General features: G+C 35.9%; 16 protein-coding genes, 1 tRNA gene, 1 pseudogene and 1 riboswitch. Of the genes and pseudogenes, 8 read left to right on the top strand and 10 right to left on the bottom strand.

The window, feature by feature from the left end:
• From BLV53_RS15600 to BLV53_RS15560, 8 genes and pseudogenes are all read right to left on the bottom strand, one after another.
• Positions 1 to 491: pseudogene (locus BLV53_RS15600) on the bottom strand (hypothetical protein); the annotation flags it as partial.
• A 1,148-nt stretch (positions 492 to 1,639) separates the two neighbouring features.
• Positions 1,640 to 2,089: a GNAT family N-acetyltransferase gene (locus BLV53_RS15590; protein ID WP_090302555.1), complete on the bottom strand. Its 450-nt coding sequence runs from the start codon at positions 2,087 to 2,089 to the stop codon at positions 1,640 to 1,642.
• Positions 2,090 to 2,326: 237 nt separating this feature from the next.
• Positions 2,327 to 2,686 carry a hypothetical protein gene (locus tag BLV53_RS15585; protein WP_090302553.1) on the bottom strand — a complete coding sequence of 120 codons (360 nt, stop codon included), beginning with the start codon at positions 2,684 to 2,686 and terminating at the stop codon, positions 2,327 to 2,329.
• Positions 2,687 to 2,736: 50 nt separating this feature from the next.
• Positions 2,737 to 3,813, bottom strand: coding sequence for an aminoglycoside adenylyltransferase domain-containing protein (locus tag BLV53_RS15580; RefSeq protein ID WP_242879124.1), 1,077 nt, complete (start codon positions 3,811 to 3,813; stop codon positions 2,737 to 2,739).
• Positions 3,814 to 3,828: 15 nt separating this feature from the next.
• Complete coding sequence (locus BLV53_RS15575) at positions 3,829 to 4,728, bottom strand: hypothetical protein (protein WP_090302549.1); 900 nt, start codon at positions 4,726 to 4,728, stop codon at positions 3,829 to 3,831.
• A 23-nt stretch (positions 4,729 to 4,751) separates the two neighbouring features.
• Entirely contained in the window at positions 4,752 to 5,861 is a 1,110-nt protein-coding gene (locus tag BLV53_RS15570) for a PDDEXK nuclease domain-containing protein (RefSeq protein WP_090302547.1), read from the bottom strand.
• A gap of 53 nt (positions 5,862 to 5,914) precedes the next feature.
• Positions 5,915 to 6,601 carry a sigma-70 family RNA polymerase sigma factor gene (locus tag BLV53_RS15565; protein ID WP_170830903.1) on the bottom strand — a complete coding sequence of 229 codons (687 nt, stop codon included), beginning with the start codon at positions 6,599 to 6,601 and terminating at the stop codon, positions 5,915 to 5,917.
• Positions 6,588 to 7,433, bottom strand: a complete 846-nt coding sequence (locus BLV53_RS15560) for a helix-turn-helix domain-containing protein (RefSeq protein ID WP_090302543.1) — start codon at positions 7,431 to 7,433, stop codon at positions 6,588 to 6,590. The genes BLV53_RS15565 and BLV53_RS15560 overlap by 14 nt, the downstream gene beginning before the upstream one ends.
• 414 nt (positions 7,434 to 7,847) lie before the next feature.
• On the opposite strand from BLV53_RS15560, the gene BLV53_RS15555 reads away from it, so the two are divergent.
• The 5 genes from BLV53_RS15555 (at position 7,848) to BLV53_RS15535 (ending at position 13,345) form a co-directional block, all read left to right on the top strand.
• Entirely contained in the window at positions 7,848 to 8,207 is a 360-nt protein-coding gene (locus BLV53_RS15555) for a DUF3847 domain-containing protein (RefSeq protein ID WP_090302541.1), read from the top strand.
• Positions 8,208 to 9,689 (top strand): MobQ family relaxase, encoded by a 1,482-nt coding sequence (mobQ, locus tag BLV53_RS15550; protein ID WP_090302539.1) that lies wholly within the window; start codon positions 8,208 to 8,210, stop codon positions 9,687 to 9,689.
• 13 nt (positions 9,690 to 9,702) lie between these two features.
• A complete protein-coding gene (locus BLV53_RS15545; RefSeq protein ID WP_207646246.1) occupies positions 9,703 to 10,320 on the top strand; it encodes a CHC2 zinc finger domain-containing protein in 618 nt (205 codons plus the stop codon).
• Positions 10,289 to 11,683 (top strand): virulence-associated E family protein, encoded by a 1,395-nt coding sequence (locus BLV53_RS15540; RefSeq protein WP_090302534.1) that lies wholly within the window; start codon positions 10,289 to 10,291, stop codon positions 11,681 to 11,683. Before BLV53_RS15545 ends, BLV53_RS15540 begins: the two co-directional genes overlap by 32 nt.
• 234 nt (positions 11,684 to 11,917) lie before the next feature.
• Positions 11,918 to 13,345: a tyrosine-type recombinase/integrase gene (locus tag BLV53_RS15535; RefSeq protein ID WP_090302532.1), complete on the top strand. Its 1,428-nt coding sequence runs from the start codon at positions 11,918 to 11,920 to the stop codon at positions 13,343 to 13,345.
• A 14-nt stretch (positions 13,346 to 13,359) separates the two neighbouring features.
• On the opposite strand, the gene BLV53_RS15530 is transcribed toward BLV53_RS15535, so the two are convergent.
• Positions 13,360 to 13,444 (bottom strand) — tRNA-Leu (locus tag BLV53_RS15530).
• Between the two features lie 265 nt (positions 13,445 to 13,709).
• A riboswitch (THF riboswitch) is annotated at positions 13,710 to 13,805 on the top strand.
• A gap of 60 nt (positions 13,806 to 13,865) precedes the next feature.
• Between BLV53_RS15530 and BLV53_RS15525 the strand changes: the two genes are divergently transcribed.
• Genes BLV53_RS15525 through folK form a run of 3 tightly spaced genes read left to right on the top strand, consistent with a single transcriptional unit; the run spans position 13,866 to position 16,059 of the window.
• The gene (locus tag BLV53_RS15525) at positions 13,866 to 14,384 is read left to right on the top strand and encodes an HD domain-containing protein (RefSeq protein WP_170830902.1); all 519 of its coding nucleotides are present in this window, start codon (positions 13,866 to 13,868) and stop codon (positions 14,382 to 14,384) included.
• 3 nt (positions 14,385 to 14,387) lie between these two features.
• Positions 14,388 to 15,227 carry a dihydropteroate synthase gene (folP, locus tag BLV53_RS15520; protein WP_090302528.1) on the top strand — a complete coding sequence of 280 codons (840 nt, stop codon included), beginning with the start codon at positions 14,388 to 14,390 and terminating at the stop codon, positions 15,225 to 15,227.
• A gap of 13 nt (positions 15,228 to 15,240) precedes the next feature.
• Entirely contained in the window at positions 15,241 to 16,059 is an 819-nt protein-coding gene (gene folK / locus BLV53_RS15515) for a 2-amino-4-hydroxy-6-hydroxymethyldihydropteridine diphosphokinase (RefSeq protein ID WP_090302526.1), read from the top strand.
• 47 nt (positions 16,060 to 16,106) lie between these two features.
• On the opposite strand, the gene BLV53_RS15510 is transcribed toward folK, so the two are convergent.
• Positions 16,107 to 17,513 (bottom strand): M15 family metallopeptidase, encoded by a 1,407-nt coding sequence (locus BLV53_RS15510; RefSeq protein WP_207646245.1) that lies wholly within the window; start codon positions 17,511 to 17,513, stop codon positions 16,107 to 16,109.
• Positions 17,514 to 17,679 lie beyond the last annotated feature (166 nt).

Below are 17,679 nucleotides of genomic sequence, written 5' to 3'. Positions count from 1 at the left end.
GCTCCCTCAACTTTATTGCCGATAGAATCTTGATATGATAGAAATGCAAACATTTCCATATCAGTTGCAGAAGTTGGGTCGACCTCATTAATATGAATATCAAATGTTTTCTCTTCACCATCCAAATCATTCATTGTAATTTGAACAATCGGATCTTCTTCAGTGGATTCTTCTGCTTCATAAGCTACAACAATGTTACTTTCAGCTTTGGAAACAGGATATGAAGTCATTCCAAGAAACTTTCGATCCTCAGATAAACCTTCAAAAGAAAAGTTCTCAATCTCTCCAGCGCGACTCGCAGCACTGTTTTGATCCTGCAAAGCTTTATTCATTGCTTGAGCAATTAATGAAAGCTTTTTTTCCTCATCTGACAAAGCTTCATCATTCACGCTTCCAAATGTTTCTGATAGTACTTCCGTACTTGTCTTTGGCGTATTCATCAATACACTGTACGAGTATATTGGCGACGCGACTACTGTGCTTACGTTCATATAACCTCCTTCCCACTAAAAAAGCGCCTATTCCAACTTCATTCCGTTGAAATAAGCGCATCCTTAGCCTAATAAAAATTCTTACACTTAGATATCGAGATTAAAATCTAGATTGTTAATGGACAATTTGAACAAATAAGTAGCATCTTTATTGGAGAATACATCAATTTTAATCCTATGAAGCCTGAATCTAATTTTTCCAATAATTACGAATAACGTAGCGATAATCAATAATATTGGAAAGGCTCATTCTTTCCTCTGTTTTTGGTTTTTCCATTAACTTCAATTAACGCTCCATTAATGCCAATTATTGGAAAATTTAATCTTATGTGTACCATTTCTAGATTTTTGGGCCATTTTATATATAGGTTAGCCTATCAAAATTGGGGTCCGTTTGTTCCTTGCAAGCATAGACAAATGTCCTTTTTTTCATGGAAATTACATTCCCATGAAAAAGTTGGGCAAGCCCAAAACCTTGAGATTAAAGGAATCGCAAAAGCTGCGCACTGTTAGTGAGAAAACAAAAAATACGGAAAAAGAGGTAAATACAATGAATTGAAGAAAAAAATATAAGTAATTATTCTTTGTGGCTTTCTATTGTATCAGGATAACCTGTGCCATCAAGGACTTCGCAAGTGACAGGAGTCATCCTTGACGGCCCAGCTTATTCTGATACAGCTTAGCCAAGCAAAGAAAAGTGAAGAAACGGAGGATATTTCAATTACTAATAACCATGCATTTAGGATGAGTCTAAACTCTAATGTATTCATTCCTAATAATGTGTCTCTTACTAAGAGAGCAGAGCTGTTGGGGCATAGTGTTGAAACTAAGCTGAGACATTATTCATACGCACAAATTGATGCAGAAGATGATACTTTAAGCAAGCTGGAGGGTGGTTGTCCCTCAGTTGTCCTAAAAACTAGCTAATTTTAGAAATTTGCAAAAAATAAAAGCCCTTTAAACACTGAATTTAAAGGGCTTTACTCTGATTATTAACCAATGCGGAAGGCGGGACTTGAACAGTTCTGTCAGTCCAGAAACCTGCTAAGAAAGGAGGTTCTGACACCGTCTCCCGAAAGGGAACCCCTTAGGGAACCCTTGAAGTTCACCCAGAATACGGTATACTACAACGATATTTAATGTATATGTTACTTAGATATATCTAGTGTAAGCTCAATTTCATCATCGTCTACCACACCTGTCTCTATAAAACCTATATTTCGATACAATGCCAGTGCAGTCTTGTTATCTTTATTGCAAGTTAGTGTAACTCTAATCGAATTTCCAAATGGCTTTGTGCTTATATATGCTAGAATCTGCTCAAGAGCTGCTTTCCCAAAACCTTTTCCTTGATGCTTTTCATCAATCATCATATGCCAGATATTGTATTCTAGAATGTCATCATCATAAATTACCATAACATATCCAACCATAATGTCATCATCATAAATTCCAAATGGCTGACATTGGTCTCTATAAACATAAGCCTGTGCCAGACTTCGAATTGGATGGGAAACGAACTTGTCCTGATCATGTCCCAACTTAAGATTAAATGCATCAATAAAATTTTCTTCTGAGATTTTTCTAAGATTAATCATAAGATTCCTCCATAAAATTCAAATAATTGATTGGTAACAAAAGTCTTGTATGAATATCTTATGAAGGATTGGCAAACAATACCGTGGCTAATAAATCACGGTACAGTAGAATTCTTATTTTAGAAATGCCGAGGTTTTCAATAGATATTCAGATTTTGTATTTTTCTTGCTATTCATCATAATTAAACACCTCACTTTCCTGTAATTTATGTATCCATCATAAATTTTTGAAAATGTTTATGCAACATCGTTTATAATAAGCTTTTTCTTAAGAAGGATGTGGTCTATCTCAAGCCAAGCTATTTCGCCAATTATTGCCACAGCAAATAGGATTAATGATAGCTTAGTATTATCAATCATTATTTGTGATATTCCAAACAAAACCAACGTTAAAAATAATAAGCATCCATATACAATAAAATTTCTACCATATTTATGATTCCATTCTGTAACGCTAATCAGTTCTTCTGCCTTAGGAGGCTTTTCTCCAGTGTTTATACCTACTGGCTCTTTTGAATGAACTTGTCTTATACCTAGAATCACAAATACTAATGATACCAAGAAAGAAATTACTAGATAGATAATCGTTCCTGTCATAGTAACACCTCCACCCATATATTACTCATTTTTTAGTTTTCATGCTTATGTTATCTCAAAAGTTCCCCTTTAAAATATCGTTCCTGAAAATCAATCGTAGATAAGATTTCTTCGTTAGAATAATCTTTACCATCTAACGATACGATCCATTTGTCTTCATTATCATTAATCCTGTGATAAACAGCAATGACTTTTCCTTCAAATGTCTTTAAAGGCTCGTTTATACCAAAAACATAAACATCCTGTTCTTCACCATCAGCAGCAAAAACACCATCAACATACCCATAGTTAATTGGATAAATCATGCCTGGATAATTGGGATGAGTAGAACCTAATGGACGGTCGATATGCCCTTTTACGGTAGTTCCAATTATCTCGCAGGACTTTTGAATTTCTTCAAGCATATAAGCAGAGTATTTTTGAGCAAGCGTTTCATCATAAGTAACAGCTTCATTGTGGATATATTCATCTAATGCTGCCAATATCAGTACATGAAACTCTGTTGGAATATGGTTAAGTGCCCATTCTCCACCTTCCTTTTTTGAAAGTACCAATCCCTCTTTCTTGTAGGCTAACACTCTTGTAAGATTAAGAACGATATACATTGTATTTTCAAGAATATCATCCTCGGCATCAACTATGTCTTCCCATATTGAATCCAAATAATCTTCTCTAGGCACAGGCGCAAACACTTCATCAATTGACAAACCGTATAGGCACTTACCTCTGTTAGTAATGATTGTAAAGTGAGCTGCTAAGTCCTTATCAGTACCCTTCATCTTTTGAATATAATCATTATGATTTGATTTATACCAATCTAGAGTTCCTATGGAAAAATGTAAATCAAATGGTGTCGGATAAACAAAAGGCTTGCACACATCCCTAGTAACAATACTCATTTCAATTCCTTTTGCAGGAGCTGATTTATTGAGTTCAATAACCATATCCAAAAATTGCTTTTTCACGGCATCTTCTATAGATTCTTTTACCACTATAATCAAATCCAAATCACTTTTATCTGGATTAAAGCATCCCATCACAGCGGAACCATGTAAATAAATTCCAACGAGATTGTCTTTCAATATTTCTTTTGAGTTTTCAACAAAGTAGTCTAATAATTTTTCCATTTCAGTCATCACCTTCTATACATATGTCTCAAAAATCAATTTATCTAGTGTTATCCTAGGTCTCCACCATTTCCTAGCTGTCTCAAATTCAGGATAGTCTGTGTACCATTGCCACGATATATCAAATCCTCCATCGTCTTTTTGAAGATGCTCTAATATATCCTTTTCTGCGGCAATAAGGGGCTTTATATCTTCTATTAAGAATTCATTATAAATTCCAATAAAGAAATCTGATGGAGTAGGAACGTATTCAACACCATATTTTGAAGTATCATCACAAATGATTTCTTTTAACTTATTTTCTATAGCATTTTTTGTATCATTAAGATTAATTACATCATTAATATTATCTCTGGTAAGTAACACATGCGCTAGCATGTAACACTTCAATTCATCTCCAAATTCCTTTAAATCAACTATAGCTTCAAAAGCATCCCTGACAATTTGCGCATAGAATTCTTTGTCCTTAGCATCGCCGAAACATATCATAAAAGCAGCCAATGAAACTGTTGGATTAAAGTGGCTGATACCATCGCCATCTTTATTCCACCAAATAGCATGAGGATAATCTTTATTACTTTCTATGGCAAAAAGCCAACGTCTTTTATCTTCATCAAATGAATCATGCGAGGAAAGATAGCGCACAATATCTTTTACAATTCCTAAATCAGAATCAAGTGAATCAATTCGGTGCAACGTTATTATGGCATCATTTGTAGCTATTGGATTAGAATTTGGATTCCAATTATCAGCCTCGATGCCGTGACCGAAGCCACCATCTGGATTTTGAAATTTCTGTAATTCTTGTAAAACAGAAGCTTTGTCACCATTTTCATAAAAGAATTTATATAATGATAATTCCAGTGGTCTTGCATTTTTTAGTATGTATTGTTTTGCATTTTCTTTGTTTAACATAATTTCCCCCAATATAACTGCATCTATGCTAAGTTTTCTTCTTCCTCAATCCATTCTCTAAGCTTTTCTTGTAATAGTTTCTTGTCAGGTAAGTAAAGCTTGTATTCTTGCGCATAAATATTACTATTTTCAGGTAATGTTAATTCTACCAATTCTTGATCACTTTCTTTGCACATAAGTATGCCTATGGTAGGTCGTTCAGTCTCTGTTTTTTCATATCTATCATAATAATTTACATACATCTGCATTTGACCTAAATCTTGATGTGTAAGCTCATCAACTTTAAAATCTATCAAAACGTAACAATGTAGATACCTGTTATATAGAACCAAATCCAAATAATAATTTTTTTCATTAAAGACAAATCGTCGCTGTCTTTTCTCAAAAAGAAATCCTTTGCCTAACTCCAACATAAAGTCCTGCATCTTGCTTAGTACGGCATTTTCTAAATCGCTCTCATGATATACCGGTTTATCTTCTAGGCCCGAGAACTCTAGAACGTAAGGAGTATGAAGAATATCTTCTGGCTTATATGGGATATTACCTTCATTTGCTAAGCGTAAAACTTCATTTTTATCTCTACTTAGCGCTATACGTTCATAAAGACTAGAATTGTATTGTCGTTTTAGAGTTTTTACACTCCATGCTGAATTAAAAGCTTCTTGCTCATAAAAAGATCGTTCATTTGCATCATCAATTCGCATAAGTACTTGATAATGAGTCCAACTAAGCTTAAAAGGCCAATTTTCTTTTATTGTCAATTGTCCAATCGCTGACTGGACAATGCCACTATTTTGCAAATCTGGTAATTGTCCAATCGACGATTGGACAATTTGGGAATCACGGTCTTTGTACGTAAGATAAAATTGTCTCATACCGGCAACGTTACTACGTGAAAAGCCGCGTCCATATTTTGCTGTCAAGTAATCAGATAAAGAATCTAGAACCTTAGCACCATAACTAGCTCGATCATCACCATTTTGTTCTTCTTCAACTATATATTTTCCGATTTGAAAATTAGTATAAACAGTTAGCATGTTTGCAATTGAACCGATTGCATTTCGTGAATTGGTGATTAATTTATCAGTTCTTTCGAATAATAAGCTCATACTAGAAGTAATATCATTAGACATATTTGTAAATCCACCTTTCTACTTTTAGCAGACTATGTCTGCAAACATATTTATTACAATATTTTCCCATCATTCATCCCACGCTTAAGCTCTTTAATAGCATCAGCTTCGATATCCTCAGCAAACTTTTGGCTGAGATGAAAGTGTTCGGCTGTTTCTTCTAAGGTTCTGTCGTCACCAAACCCTATTCCATAATGAAATATTAAAAGTCTTCTTTGTCGTGGGGTAAGTCCAACCAATCTGTTTATCAGCTTGCGAACCATAACCCAGTGAACAGCAGTGTTACCGGTAGGGTCACGTCCATCTAATGTAAGAGTTTCTTCTACATCAACACCGTCTTCATCAATAGGATGAGCATCAAGCTGAATTCTTGTATAGCCTTTATCTATCATTTTCTTTTCGTAAACATTAAGGCTTTTTCTGCACAAATCAGCCATAGCATTTCTCATTACGATAAATGCAAAAGTCGAAAATCTAGCATCAGAATCTAAATCAAATTCATTGGCAGCTTTTAGCATAGCAATTCTGCCTTCTTGAATTAAGTCTTCAATGTCAATTCCACTATAATGAGTTTCATCAAGTTCATAGGCGACTTCAACACTCATGGCAAGTCTTTTTATCAGCCCCTCGTTTTCTCGAACAAGGTTATTAGCTGCTAAAGAATTATTGTGTTGTATTTGTTGGCAGAGAAATCTATTTCTTTTATCCTGTCGTAAATCGTGATTGCTAGTTTTTTCCATACTTGGCATAAGTCTCTACCGATTGTTCAATGACAGGTGTTAATTCTTTAATCATTTCTGGTGTCATGTTTGGATCTATAGCCATTGAATCCTTTATAGCATTAACTATTTTTTTCTTACGTTGAGCTTCTGGGAGAGTACGCCCATATTGTATCTTTTTCATTTCAATTCTGACGTTTTTAGCTATTTCCTTATTTAGAAGCTGTCGTTCTTCACGATATTTTTCTGTCTCAGCATCAACCTGTTCTTTGACTTCTTTAACCGCCTGCATAAATCTACTTTTTATTGTTTCTATTTCAAAACTATTAGGAGACTCCTTAGATACTCTGATTGAAGTTTTTAAATCATCCATTTCAGAATCATTTGGAATATCACCATTGTTCATCAAATCATTAATCAACGAATATGAAAAATCCTTCACGCAGTTTGTAGCCTTAATCATTTCTGACATTTCACCAGAAAAATAAACAGACATCATTTTTATGGCATCTGCAAATTTATCATTAATTAATAATAAATTGATAACACGTGGGTCGATCTTTCCAGAATAAAGATTCTTGGCTGCTTCAACTGAAAGACCAAGTTCACGAATTTCAAAATATGTTTTATCAGGAACATCAACAATTCCAAGAATATAATCTGCTGGCACGTCATAATACTTCGACAACAGCATCAATCCCTCGCTACTAAGTGAAGCAGTACCGCTTTCAATTCTTCCGTAAGTAGTTCTATGAATGCCGATTATTTCTGCCACGTCTTGAATGTCTAGCCCTCTAGCCTCACGAAGTTCTCTAAGTCTTTCACAAATGTTTCCTGGTAAATACTCTGACATAACAATTTCTCCCTCAAAAATCAATGTAACTATTATACCTTATCTAAAGAAATAAGAACACTTGTTTCTATAAATTTATGAGTAATTTTTTAGATTCGCGTGCAGATTTGCACACAAATTTCTATTTTTCCTTATTAACGATTCAATCCTGCGCAAGATGTTGACAATTCGCTAGTTTTAAGATTTTTGACCGTATCATCTAAGTAGAAGGATGAAAATCCACCGCCGTAGTGCTTTTCAAATCCCTTACTTTTAAGTAAGGGCGCACTTCTATACCTCTTTAAGAGGTATGTGCGTTTTGCGTTGCAAAAGTCTTCCTGGCTTCGCCGATTTGCGTTCGCTGTCGCTCCGGGATTGCAAGCAATCGAAAAGCTGTGGCTTTACACATTATTAATTTTGAAAGGAGTTTAATTTATGGAAAAACAAACTGAACAGGAAGAAGCTAACACTTTCGTTACTCCGCCAAAGCTTGCAAAAGCAAGAAGAGATTTAGAGAAAGCTACTACATCTTATGAAAAATCAATTAAAAGATGTGAGCGATTTCAGCACGAACTCACAAGGCTCGAGAACAAAGCTAAGCAACAAAGTAAACAGGAACGTAAGCGAAGAACTCACAGACTTTGCACCAGGGCAGGTCACATAGAGTCATTGCTCCCAGAAACAAAAGAGCTAACAGATAACCAATTCATGGCATTATGTGATGCTCTTTTTTCTATTCCAGCTATTAAGAAAAAAGTTGTAGAACTCATCTGCAAGGTAAAGGAGGAATACTAAATGGCCCTATATCATTTTCATGTTACACAGGTCAGTCGTGGTAAAGGCCAAAGTGCTACTGCAGCTGATGCTTACATCACAGGCGAGAGGATTCATGATGATTACTATGGAAAGATTCATGACTACACAAAAAAGGAAGGAGTCATTTTCAAAGAGCTTTTGCTTCCCGACTATGCACCTGAAAGACTTCGTGACCGAGAAACACTTTTCAACGAACTCGAAAGAATCGAAAAGCATCCAAAAGCCCAGCTTTGCTACAATTTCAATTTTGCTCTTCAAAATGAATTAACCTATGAAGAAAATCTTGAGTTAGCTCAACGATTTATAAAAGAAAACTTCCTAGCAAAAGGAATGATTGTAGACTACGCTGTTCATAACCCTGATAGAGATGGTGGCATCCCTAATCCTCATGTACACATGTTAATTCCTATCAGACCACTCAATAAAGATGGAACCTGGGGAGAAAAGCAAAGGCGAGAATATCTCATTGATGAAAATGGTGAACGTATAAAAAAGCCAAATGGTAAATATGCTTTCAATGCGGTCCCAACAACAGACTGGGGTTCACCTGAGATGCTAAATGTCTGGAGAAAAGCCTATGCAGATATCTTTAATAAAGCTTTTGAGGACAAAGGGCTTAGTTGCAGAATTGATAATCGTTCTTACGCAGAACAAGGGCTTGATATTCTTCCTACAGTTCATGAAGGCCCACACGTTAGAGCTATGGAAGCAAAAGGCATAAGGACTGAAATCGGTGACGAGAATCGAAGGATAAAAGCATTCAATGAAATGATTACAAAGCTATCAACTAACCTACAGGATTTATTTGAATGGCTTTCTGATTTCTTGAAAAGCTGTCATAAGCAAAAGATTTATGTTCCTTCACTTGGAGAGCTTGTTAGCGATTACTATAGCAAGCGAAATGACAATGCTTGGAGCAGAAAAGGAAAAACTAACAATTTAAAAGCTCATGCGAAGACAATTCTATTTCTGACTCAAAACAATATTTCATCCATGGAAGGACTAACAAGTTTTGTTCGTAAAGCCTACAGAGATTCAGATGAATTATCAACAGATATTTCACACATAGATGATCGAATTAAAGATATTAAAAAAGCTTTTAGATATCTGGAAATGTACAAAAAGTACAAGCCCGTTTATGACAAGCAATTCGCTTTTAAGTTAAAGAGAAATCAGCAGAAATATAAAGACGAGCACAGCAATGAATTGAATCAATACCACTTAGCCAAACGAATGCTTGATAACTTTTGGTGTGGTCAAAAGCCTAATTGGTCAGTGTTAAAGAATGAATTGGTAGCTCTTGAAAAAAGAATAATTGATATTGAGCTTGTCTACGACAAATGCCATGATACGGCTGTTCAGGCATATCAGATTAAAAAGATGGCAGAAGAAATGATGAGAATGCAACAAGAAGATGTTCACGTTGCAACAAGAAAACGTAATCGCGATAAAGAAAGATAAGAGGAACTTAAAATTGAATATTTTTAAAGAAGTTAAGTCGGCTGTATCTGTGAAGGATGCAGCCATTTTTTATGGAATGAATCCAAACAGAAATGGATTGTGCCAATGTCCATTTCACAATGATAAGACACCAAGTCTTAAGGTGGATATCAGATACTACTGCTTTGGATGTGGTGCTACTGGTGATGTGGTTGATTTCGTTGGAAAACTTTTTAGTCTGCCACCACTTGCTGCAGCCACTAAAATTGCAAATGATTTTGGCATAGACTGCGGATTTTTATCCCCACATAAGCAATCGTCAAAGCCACCTAAACAAAATCCAACTATCCTACAAAAGAATAATGAATATCAGATTCAAAGAGCATTCGACTTATATGTCCGAGATGCTCTTTTTTCTTTGCATGAATACAGAGAAAAGATTCGTATGTTCAAACAAAACTATGCTCCAACAATGGAGCAAGGCTTAGATAACTGCCATCCGCTTTTTGAAGAAGCTCTCATGAATCTAGACCGTATCGACTGGATGATTGACGAGCTTACTTTCGGTTACCGAGATGAGCAGATTGATTTTATAAACACTTACAAAGGAGAGATTGCGAATGTTAAGAGAAGAAATGAAGAACTCAACTAATCTATCAGACGATAGCTACAAAATGATAACAACAATACTTGAAAGCGAGGGCTACAAAATCACACCGCCTGATAAGGATGAAGGCAATGATGTAGCTTCAATGCTTGAGGTTGATGAAAAAGGAAAGGTACTGCAAAGCAATTACAACTGCCAGTACGCTCTTAGAAATGATCCAGTATTGAAAGGTGCTATTAAGTTCAATGAACTCAGTCAGAAATATGATATATGCAAAGACTTAGGCTGGCATAGGGAATCCCCCAGCTTTTCCGATACAGATTTAGATAACATCATAACTTATCTTGAGACAATGTATCACCTTAAGAACGACAAAATGATTGAGCGAGCTGTCAGAGTTGTTGGAAAGGAAAATAGATATCATCCTATCAGAGAGAAGCTTCTATCTCTTAAATGGGATGGAAAAAGTCGCATAGGTGATGCGCTTCACTATTTCTTAGGAGTTGAAAAAACAAAGCTTGCTACAGAGTCACTTAAGGTGTTTATGCTTGGTGCTATTGCTAGAGTCTTTGAACCAGGTAAAAAGTTTGAGCTTATGCTTTGCCTGGTAGGAGGACAAGGTGCAGGTAAATCCACTTTCCTGAGATTCTTGGCAATGGATGATATTTACTTCTCTGATGATATCAAAAGACTTGATGATGACAGAGCATTTCAGCGCTTACAAGGGCACTGGATTATAGAAATGCCCGAAATGCTTGCCGTATTGAATTCAAAGATGGTTGAAGAAACAAAGTCATTTGTAAGTCGTCAATACGATAATTACAGAGCCCCATATGATAAGTATGCAGTAGACCATCCAAGACAGTGTGTATTTGCTGGAACATCAAATAAATCACAGTTCCTTCCTATGGATAAATCAGGAAACCGACGATTCCTTCCTATTGAAGTTCACATGGAAAACGCTGAGTGCCACATCCTTGACAATGAAGCTCATTCTAGAGCTTATATCGAACAGCTATGGGCTGAAATTATGGTCATCTATCAATCAGGCGATTATTCTCTTACGCTTCCGAAGGAGCTAAATGACGAGCTTTTAAAGGCACAGGAAAGATATTCGCCTGAAGATCCAATAGAAACAGCAATAAGGAACTATCTTGATGAAAAGAAACCAAAATATGTCTGCATTAGAATGCTTTTTCTCGAAGCTCTTAATCATGCAGCCTATGAAACAGCAGCTCAATGGGAATCAAACGCAATATCAGAAATCATGGATCAAAAAATGAACGACTACGCAAAGCTGACAAGCCATAGATTTAAAGAATATGGAACACAAAGAGCCTGGAGAAGAATCAATCCACCAGACTTTGAACCTGATATTGACGAAAATGAAAATCCATTTATTGATTAGATATTTGTAAACAGTGTAAACAGTTAAACAGTAAAAAGATGAAAACGTATAAAAATTTATATAAGAAAATAAAAGTTTTAAAATAACCTGTTTACAGTTTACACAGTTTCACCTTACCAGGCAGCCTTTATCGGGCTGTCTTTTTCATGCCTTCGGGTAGCCAGTAACTATAAACATTTCACAGCACTTGATAAGGAGTTTTCCTTACCAGGTGCTTTTTTATTTGGAGGGAATATGGGAAATAATGTAGATGTATTAGAAGTTTTTAAAGCACGTAAATCACTTGAAAGCCAAAGGGAGTTCTTGAATGTACAGCACTCCTTGGGTATTATAGACGCAGACGGTGTCAGAAATGAACTAGAATTGATATCAAAAAAAGAACAAGCTATACGTGACAGACTGGTACTAAACAGTCATGTTACAGCTGATGGGTTACCTCGTTCGATAGCCCATCACGAGCCAACGCCTAATAATCCCAAAGATTATTACAGCACCAAGATGCCTGATGGTAAAAAGATAAAAGCTGTCACCTATGATGGTCTTATGGAAAAGCTTTTTGCTTATTACACAACAGGTATCAGGGATTACTCTATTGAATCTGTTTTCAATGCTGCATTGCATGAAAAAGAAGTGACAGAGAATCCGAAGGCAAACACTCTCGCAAAGAATAGAGTTGATTTTAAACACTATATTTCAAAAGAGCTTGCCTCAAAGGATATCAGAAACGTCAATGACTTAATCCTTAAGCAATACACTCAGGAATGGGTCAATAGAGAACATCCAAAGCAAAAGGCATTCTTTAGCTACAAAGGTATTCTTAACCTCATATTTGGCTATGCTTACGCTCATAAGATTATCCCTACTAATCCAGTGGAGATGATTAAAAACAAGCCTTATATGAAGTCCTGCGATACTAGAAAAGCTAAGCCAGAGGATAAGATTCTTTCCCCAGAAGAAATCGATATCATCAAAGATGAAATAAGATATCGTATGACTAAGAAGAAATGGGGAAGCTATTATATTAATGGCTATGCAGCGCTTTTTGCTATTGAAACAGGTGTCCGTGTTGGTGAACTCTGTGCCCTCAAATGGGAGGATATTTTAGCTACATCTATTCATATCCATGCACAGCAGCTTTCAGTTAAAGAGAACGGACAAAAAGTTTATTACTATGACACTTGTACAAAGAATGAGAAAGGCATTTCTCAGGATGGTAGAGAGTTTCCACTTACTAGGAAAATTAAGAACTTACTTCTTGAAATAAAAGATAAGCAGGATGCTCTTGGAATTGATTCAGAATTCATTTTCTGCCATGAAGATGGTGACTGGATTAAGAAGGATGCATACGAAACTTTCCTCAGACGATTATGTCAGTCAAAAGGTTTCCATGTAACCAACAACCATGCTCTTAGAATGTCACTTAATTCAAATGTACTTTTACCAATGGGGATTTCTGTTGCAGATAGAGCAGCAATGTTAGGACATTCAATTCAGACCAACTTGCAGTTCTACAGCTTTGCAAAGAAAGACTACTTAGAAAATGTAAGAGATTTACTGGACTCACAGGATGATAGCAGCGAGGGAACCCTTAGGGAACCCCTCAAAATAATCCCTTTTTCCAAAAAAGAAAGCCCAGAAACATTGATTTCTCAATGTTTCTAGGCCTCTACAACCAATGCGGAAGGCGGGACTTGAACCCGCACGCTCGCAATGAGCACAAGATCCTTAGTCTTGCTCGTCTGCCAGTTCCGACACTTCCGCGTGTCGTAGTGTTCCTTACAACGATATAGATGATATCATCCAATCATAGCTATGTCAACCTCAATCGAAGAAGATGCTATATTTCGTGGGCAGTGGTTAAATTTTCTCAATCTTCCGGTATGCATAACTAGATTTTAGACAAAATATATAAGAGAGAACGACATCACTTTTTCTTGTAGTATTATTGATAAAAACAAGTGTTATATTCAGCAGTTAATAGTACTTGTATATTAGTATATTTTTGAATATAATCTATGAAAATAAATGCAGAGTAGACTGTAGAGCGTTAAGTGCTAGGTGAACAGGGAGTTGTCATTTAGACGAAGGTTTGTCCGCGGTTTTATGGTCGCATCCCGCTGCTACGTAGATGCGAAGTTACGCCTCCATTGTAGACAAAGGGTTCTGCGATGGAGGCTATTTTATGATGTATCACAAGATACTTGAGAACAGCAATTATAAATTCTGTCTTAATCAAATAAACGAGCTAGAAAAGGATAGAATTTATTGTAGGCACGGTTTAGATCATTTTTTTACAGTTGCAGAAATTAGTATGATATTGACAAAAGAAAGTGGAATCGATGCTGACGAAAATATTATTTTTGGAGCAGCGCTATTACATGATTTAGGTAGATATGATATAGCGGCAGATAATCACGAAGCTATTTCCTGTCAACTAGCTAAAAAAATTCTTCCGGATTGCGGATATAACACCGTAGAGATAGAAAAAATCGTGGAATTAATCAGTAGTCATAGAGGACGTTATTCTATTTCAAAAATACAGGAATTAAGAAACACAAAACAGCTTGATTTAAAGGAGTGCTTTAGAATAGCAGACCAAATATCTAGAAAGTGTTTTGAATGTCAGGCCATTGATACCTGTAAATGGAAAGAAGAAGAAAAATTACATTTTGAAATTGTACAACTTCAAGGAGAAACATAAATTATGATTATAGGAAAGAGAGATTTTGATTTAAACTGTGGAAAATCCTATATTATGGGAATATTAAATGTGACACCAGACTCATTTTCTGATGGCGGTAAATATTCGGATGTTGATGCAGCACTCAATCAGGCCAACCAAATGATTGAGGATGGCGCGGATATTATCGATATCGGTGGTGAATCCACACGTCCAGGATATACTATGATTTCTGTAGAGGCAGAGCTAGACAGAATTCTTCCTGTAATTGAAAAACTTAAGGAGAATTATGATACTCCAATTTCTGTGGATACATACAAATGGACTGTAGCAGAAGCCGCATTAAATGCTGGCGCAGATATGATAAATGATATTTGGGGACTTAATTATCCAGAGGACCCAGGACACAAAATGGCAAAGATTTGTGCTAAGTATAATGTGCCGATTTGTGTTATGCATAATAATCCAATAAAGCTAGAATCTGCTAGTGAAAAAGAGTTCTTAAATACATTTATTCCTCAGATTCAGGAACGAATCACTATTGCAAAGACTGCAGGAATTAAAGACGAAAATATTATTCTTGATCCAGGTGTTGGCTTTGCAAAGAATTTGGAAGAAAATAAATGGTCAATTCCTGCAATCAAAAGTATGAAGGAATTAGGCTATCCTGTATTACTTGGTATTTCTAACAAGTCCATTATAGGAAATATCAGTAATCTGCCTGTGGAAGAGCGAACCGAAGGAACTATTGCTTTAAATGTTTTAGGTAGAACTTATGGAAGTGATTTCTTTAGAGTTCATGATGTAAGAAGTAATAAACGTGCGTTAGAGATTGCAGATGCTATTATGAACTGCACTAAATAATTAAGGAAGAAAAATGAGATACGATATTTTAATTAATAAACTTGAATTCTTTGGATTCCATGGAGTGTTGGAAGAAGAAAAAAGACTGGGGCAAAAATTCATTATTTCTGGGAAACTGACAGTAAACTCTCCAGATGCATTGAAGGAGGACAACTGTGAAAAGACAGTAAATTATAGCGAAGTATGTCACTTAATTGGTGAAATCGTAGAAAAGGAAAGATTCAATTTGATTGAGTCATTAGGTGATGAAATTGCCAGAAGGATTCTACTCGAATTTCCATTAGTGGATAGTGTGACAATCCAGGTAGATAAACCATGGGCACCTATAAGACTTAATGTAGAAAATGTGGCTGTGGTGATAACACGAAGCTGGCATAATGCCTACATTGGTGTAGGTTCTAATATGGGTGATTGCAGATCTAATATTGAAACGGCAGTAAAATACATTAATGATTCCATATTCAATAAAAATGTAAATGTGTCTACATTGATTAAGACAAAGCCATATGGCTATGTGGACCAGAATGATTTTCTTAATGGGGCAATCGCTATAAAGACCATGTTATCTCCAGAGGAACTACTTCATTTTCTTCAGAAAATTGAACTTGATTTGCATAGAACGAGAGAAATTCACTGGGGACCAAGAACTATAGACCTAGATATTGAGCTGTATGATAATTTAGTTATTAATGAACCAGATTTGAAAATACCACATCATGAAATGCACAAAAGAGATTTTGTCTTGCAGCCTCTTTGTGAGCTTAATCCATATTTGGTTCATCCAGTTTATGGAAAGTATCTAGTAGATTTGTATGATGAAATAAAAAAATAAACGAAAAAAACATTGAGGGCAGGAGAATTTCCCGCCCTCTTTTATTATTAGAATTCTGCACCTAAATTTCCCATAGTGTCGATAATAACGGTACAATCAGGTTTTACATTTTGCATAATGAGCTTCATCTGATTTTCTGGGACTGCGACACAGCCACCAGTGTAAGGTTTGCTAGGCCCCATGCAATGTAAGAAAATCGCAGAGCCTAGCCCTGGTGTACCTTCGGCATTATAGCTGATATTCAGGCAATATTGATACTGCCTAGTATATTCAATAATATGCTCGCTGTTTTCTTTATCAAGATTAGGATAGTCTTTGATATTTACCATTTTGTTGTATTGCATGCCAGGATTTACATCACCTGACCAATATTGATCATCTCCAACCTGAATATAAGGTATACTGCAGCCGGGGTCAGGTGCGATACCGAATGCAGCATTGAAACTGAAGGTTCCAACAGGTGTTTTTGCATCACCTTCTTTAGTTTTGCCAAGACCATTTTTTCCTATAAAACCAGGAGTAGTAATAATGGTTCGCCACTTCCCGTCTGTACCTTTTTCATTTAAAGAAATCCATGCTACGGTTGTATCATATGCTGCAACTACCAACATTTGTGAAGTATTTTTGGATTGTGGAAGATTAGTAATCCATTTAGGTGAATCACCAAGCATGGTGGTTGTTGAAGCTGACACTTTGTGTGTGTTTGCTGACGATACAACAGATTTTGTGGTAACCGGGAATGTAAAATAGGTATCCTTATATGGCTCATTTTTCAATGTAAAATGCCACCATTCCTCCTCAAGTGGATTGAAACCATGACGCATCATTACATCTCTAAGTAACATTCTATTGGCATATTGCTGTTCGGTTATTCCCTTATAATCTGGATGACTTAACTCTCCAAAGTAGTCGAAGGTTCCGCCCATATCCACTTCTTTTTCTGTCGTCATATCGAAAAGAGTAAGATCTACAGTACTTCCACGGCTATGGCCAGAGTGCTCAGCAATGTATCCTTGAGGAAACAGTACTGACTTATCCAACTCAGGATAGAAGTATTGCTTCATTCTTATATCACTTGTGTCCAACGCCCAATTCATAAAATTGGTAACAGCCATTTGCGGACGATATGCATCATATATTTTCAGTCGATACCCTTTTCCCACAAGCTCATCACTTACTTCTTTTAGTGCAACCGCAGCCTCTTTGGTTATGAGTGCGACAGGCTCTTCATAACCTGCAATTCTATCACCAACAAAGTTGTAGGTAGAATAATATCTGATTTCCTGTATTGCGTCTGGAACAACATCGCTCAATAAAACAAAATCAGAAGATTCCCCTGAAAGCTTTACCGTCTCTGATTTAGCCATGGTGTCTATGCTGTTGGACAAAAACATGGTGAATGTAAGAGCCGCAATAGCTATTACACTAGTTATTCGTTTGATATGTGTTTGCAAAATTCTCTCCTCCTTATTTAGCTACTATTTTTTAATAAAAGAATTTTACATTATAATGGATAAAAAAAGATAAATGTCGCAAAAAGTTCATAGATTATCAAAATATTTATATTCTACAGTCTTATAATTGCACAAAATAGAATTATACATTAGAAAATTTAGCGTT

The organism is Pseudobutyrivibrio sp. ACV-2, assembly GCF_900107545.1.
GTDB lineage: Bacteria > Bacillota > Clostridia > Lachnospirales > Lachnospiraceae > Pseudobutyrivibrio.
Note: the sequence above shows the minus strand (reverse complement) of the source record. Positions and strands in the feature narration are given on the sequence as shown.

Coding starts and splice junctions, on each gene's coding strand:
- mobQ (WP_090302539.1), top strand. CDS start 8,208: ATGGCCCTATATCATTTTCATGTTACACAGGTCAGTCGTGGTAAAGGC.
- BLV53_RS15535 (WP_090302532.1), top strand. CDS start 11,918: ATGGGAAATAATGTAGATGTATTAGAAGTTTTTAAAGCACGTAAATCA.
- BLV53_RS15580 (WP_242879124.1), bottom strand. CDS start 3,813: ATGGAAAAATTATTAGACTACTTTGTTGAAAACTCAAAAGAAATATTG.
- BLV53_RS15575 (WP_090302549.1), bottom strand. CDS start 4,728: ATGTTAAACAAAGAAAATGCAAAACAATACATACTAAAAAATGCAAGA.
- BLV53_RS15585 (WP_090302553.1), bottom strand. CDS start 2,686: ATGACAGGAACGATTATCTATCTAGTAATTTCTTTCTTGGTATCATTA.
- folK (WP_090302526.1), top strand. CDS start 15,241: ATGAGATACGATATTTTAATTAATAAACTTGAATTCTTTGGATTCCAT.
- folP (WP_090302528.1), top strand. CDS start 14,388: ATGATTATAGGAAAGAGAGATTTTGATTTAAACTGTGGAAAATCCTAT.
- BLV53_RS15555 (WP_090302541.1), top strand. CDS start 7,848: ATGGAAAAACAAACTGAACAGGAAGAAGCTAACACTTTCGTTACTCCG.
- BLV53_RS15570 (WP_090302547.1), bottom strand. CDS start 5,861: ATGTCTAATGATATTACTTCTAGTATGAGCTTATTATTCGAAAGAACT.
- BLV53_RS15565 (WP_170830903.1), bottom strand. CDS start 6,601: ATGGAAAAAACTAGCAATCACGATTTACGACAGGATAAAAGAAATAGA.
- BLV53_RS15525 (WP_170830902.1), top strand. CDS start 13,866: ATGATGTATCACAAGATACTTGAGAACAGCAATTATAAATTCTGTCTT.
- BLV53_RS15590 (WP_090302555.1), bottom strand. CDS start 2,089: ATGATTAATCTTAGAAAAATCTCAGAAGAAAATTTTATTGATGCATTT.
- BLV53_RS15560 (WP_090302543.1), bottom strand. CDS start 7,433: ATGTCAGAGTATTTACCAGGAAACATTTGTGAAAGACTTAGAGAACTT.
- BLV53_RS15540 (WP_090302534.1), top strand. CDS start 10,289: ATGTTAAGAGAAGAAATGAAGAACTCAACTAATCTATCAGACGATAGC.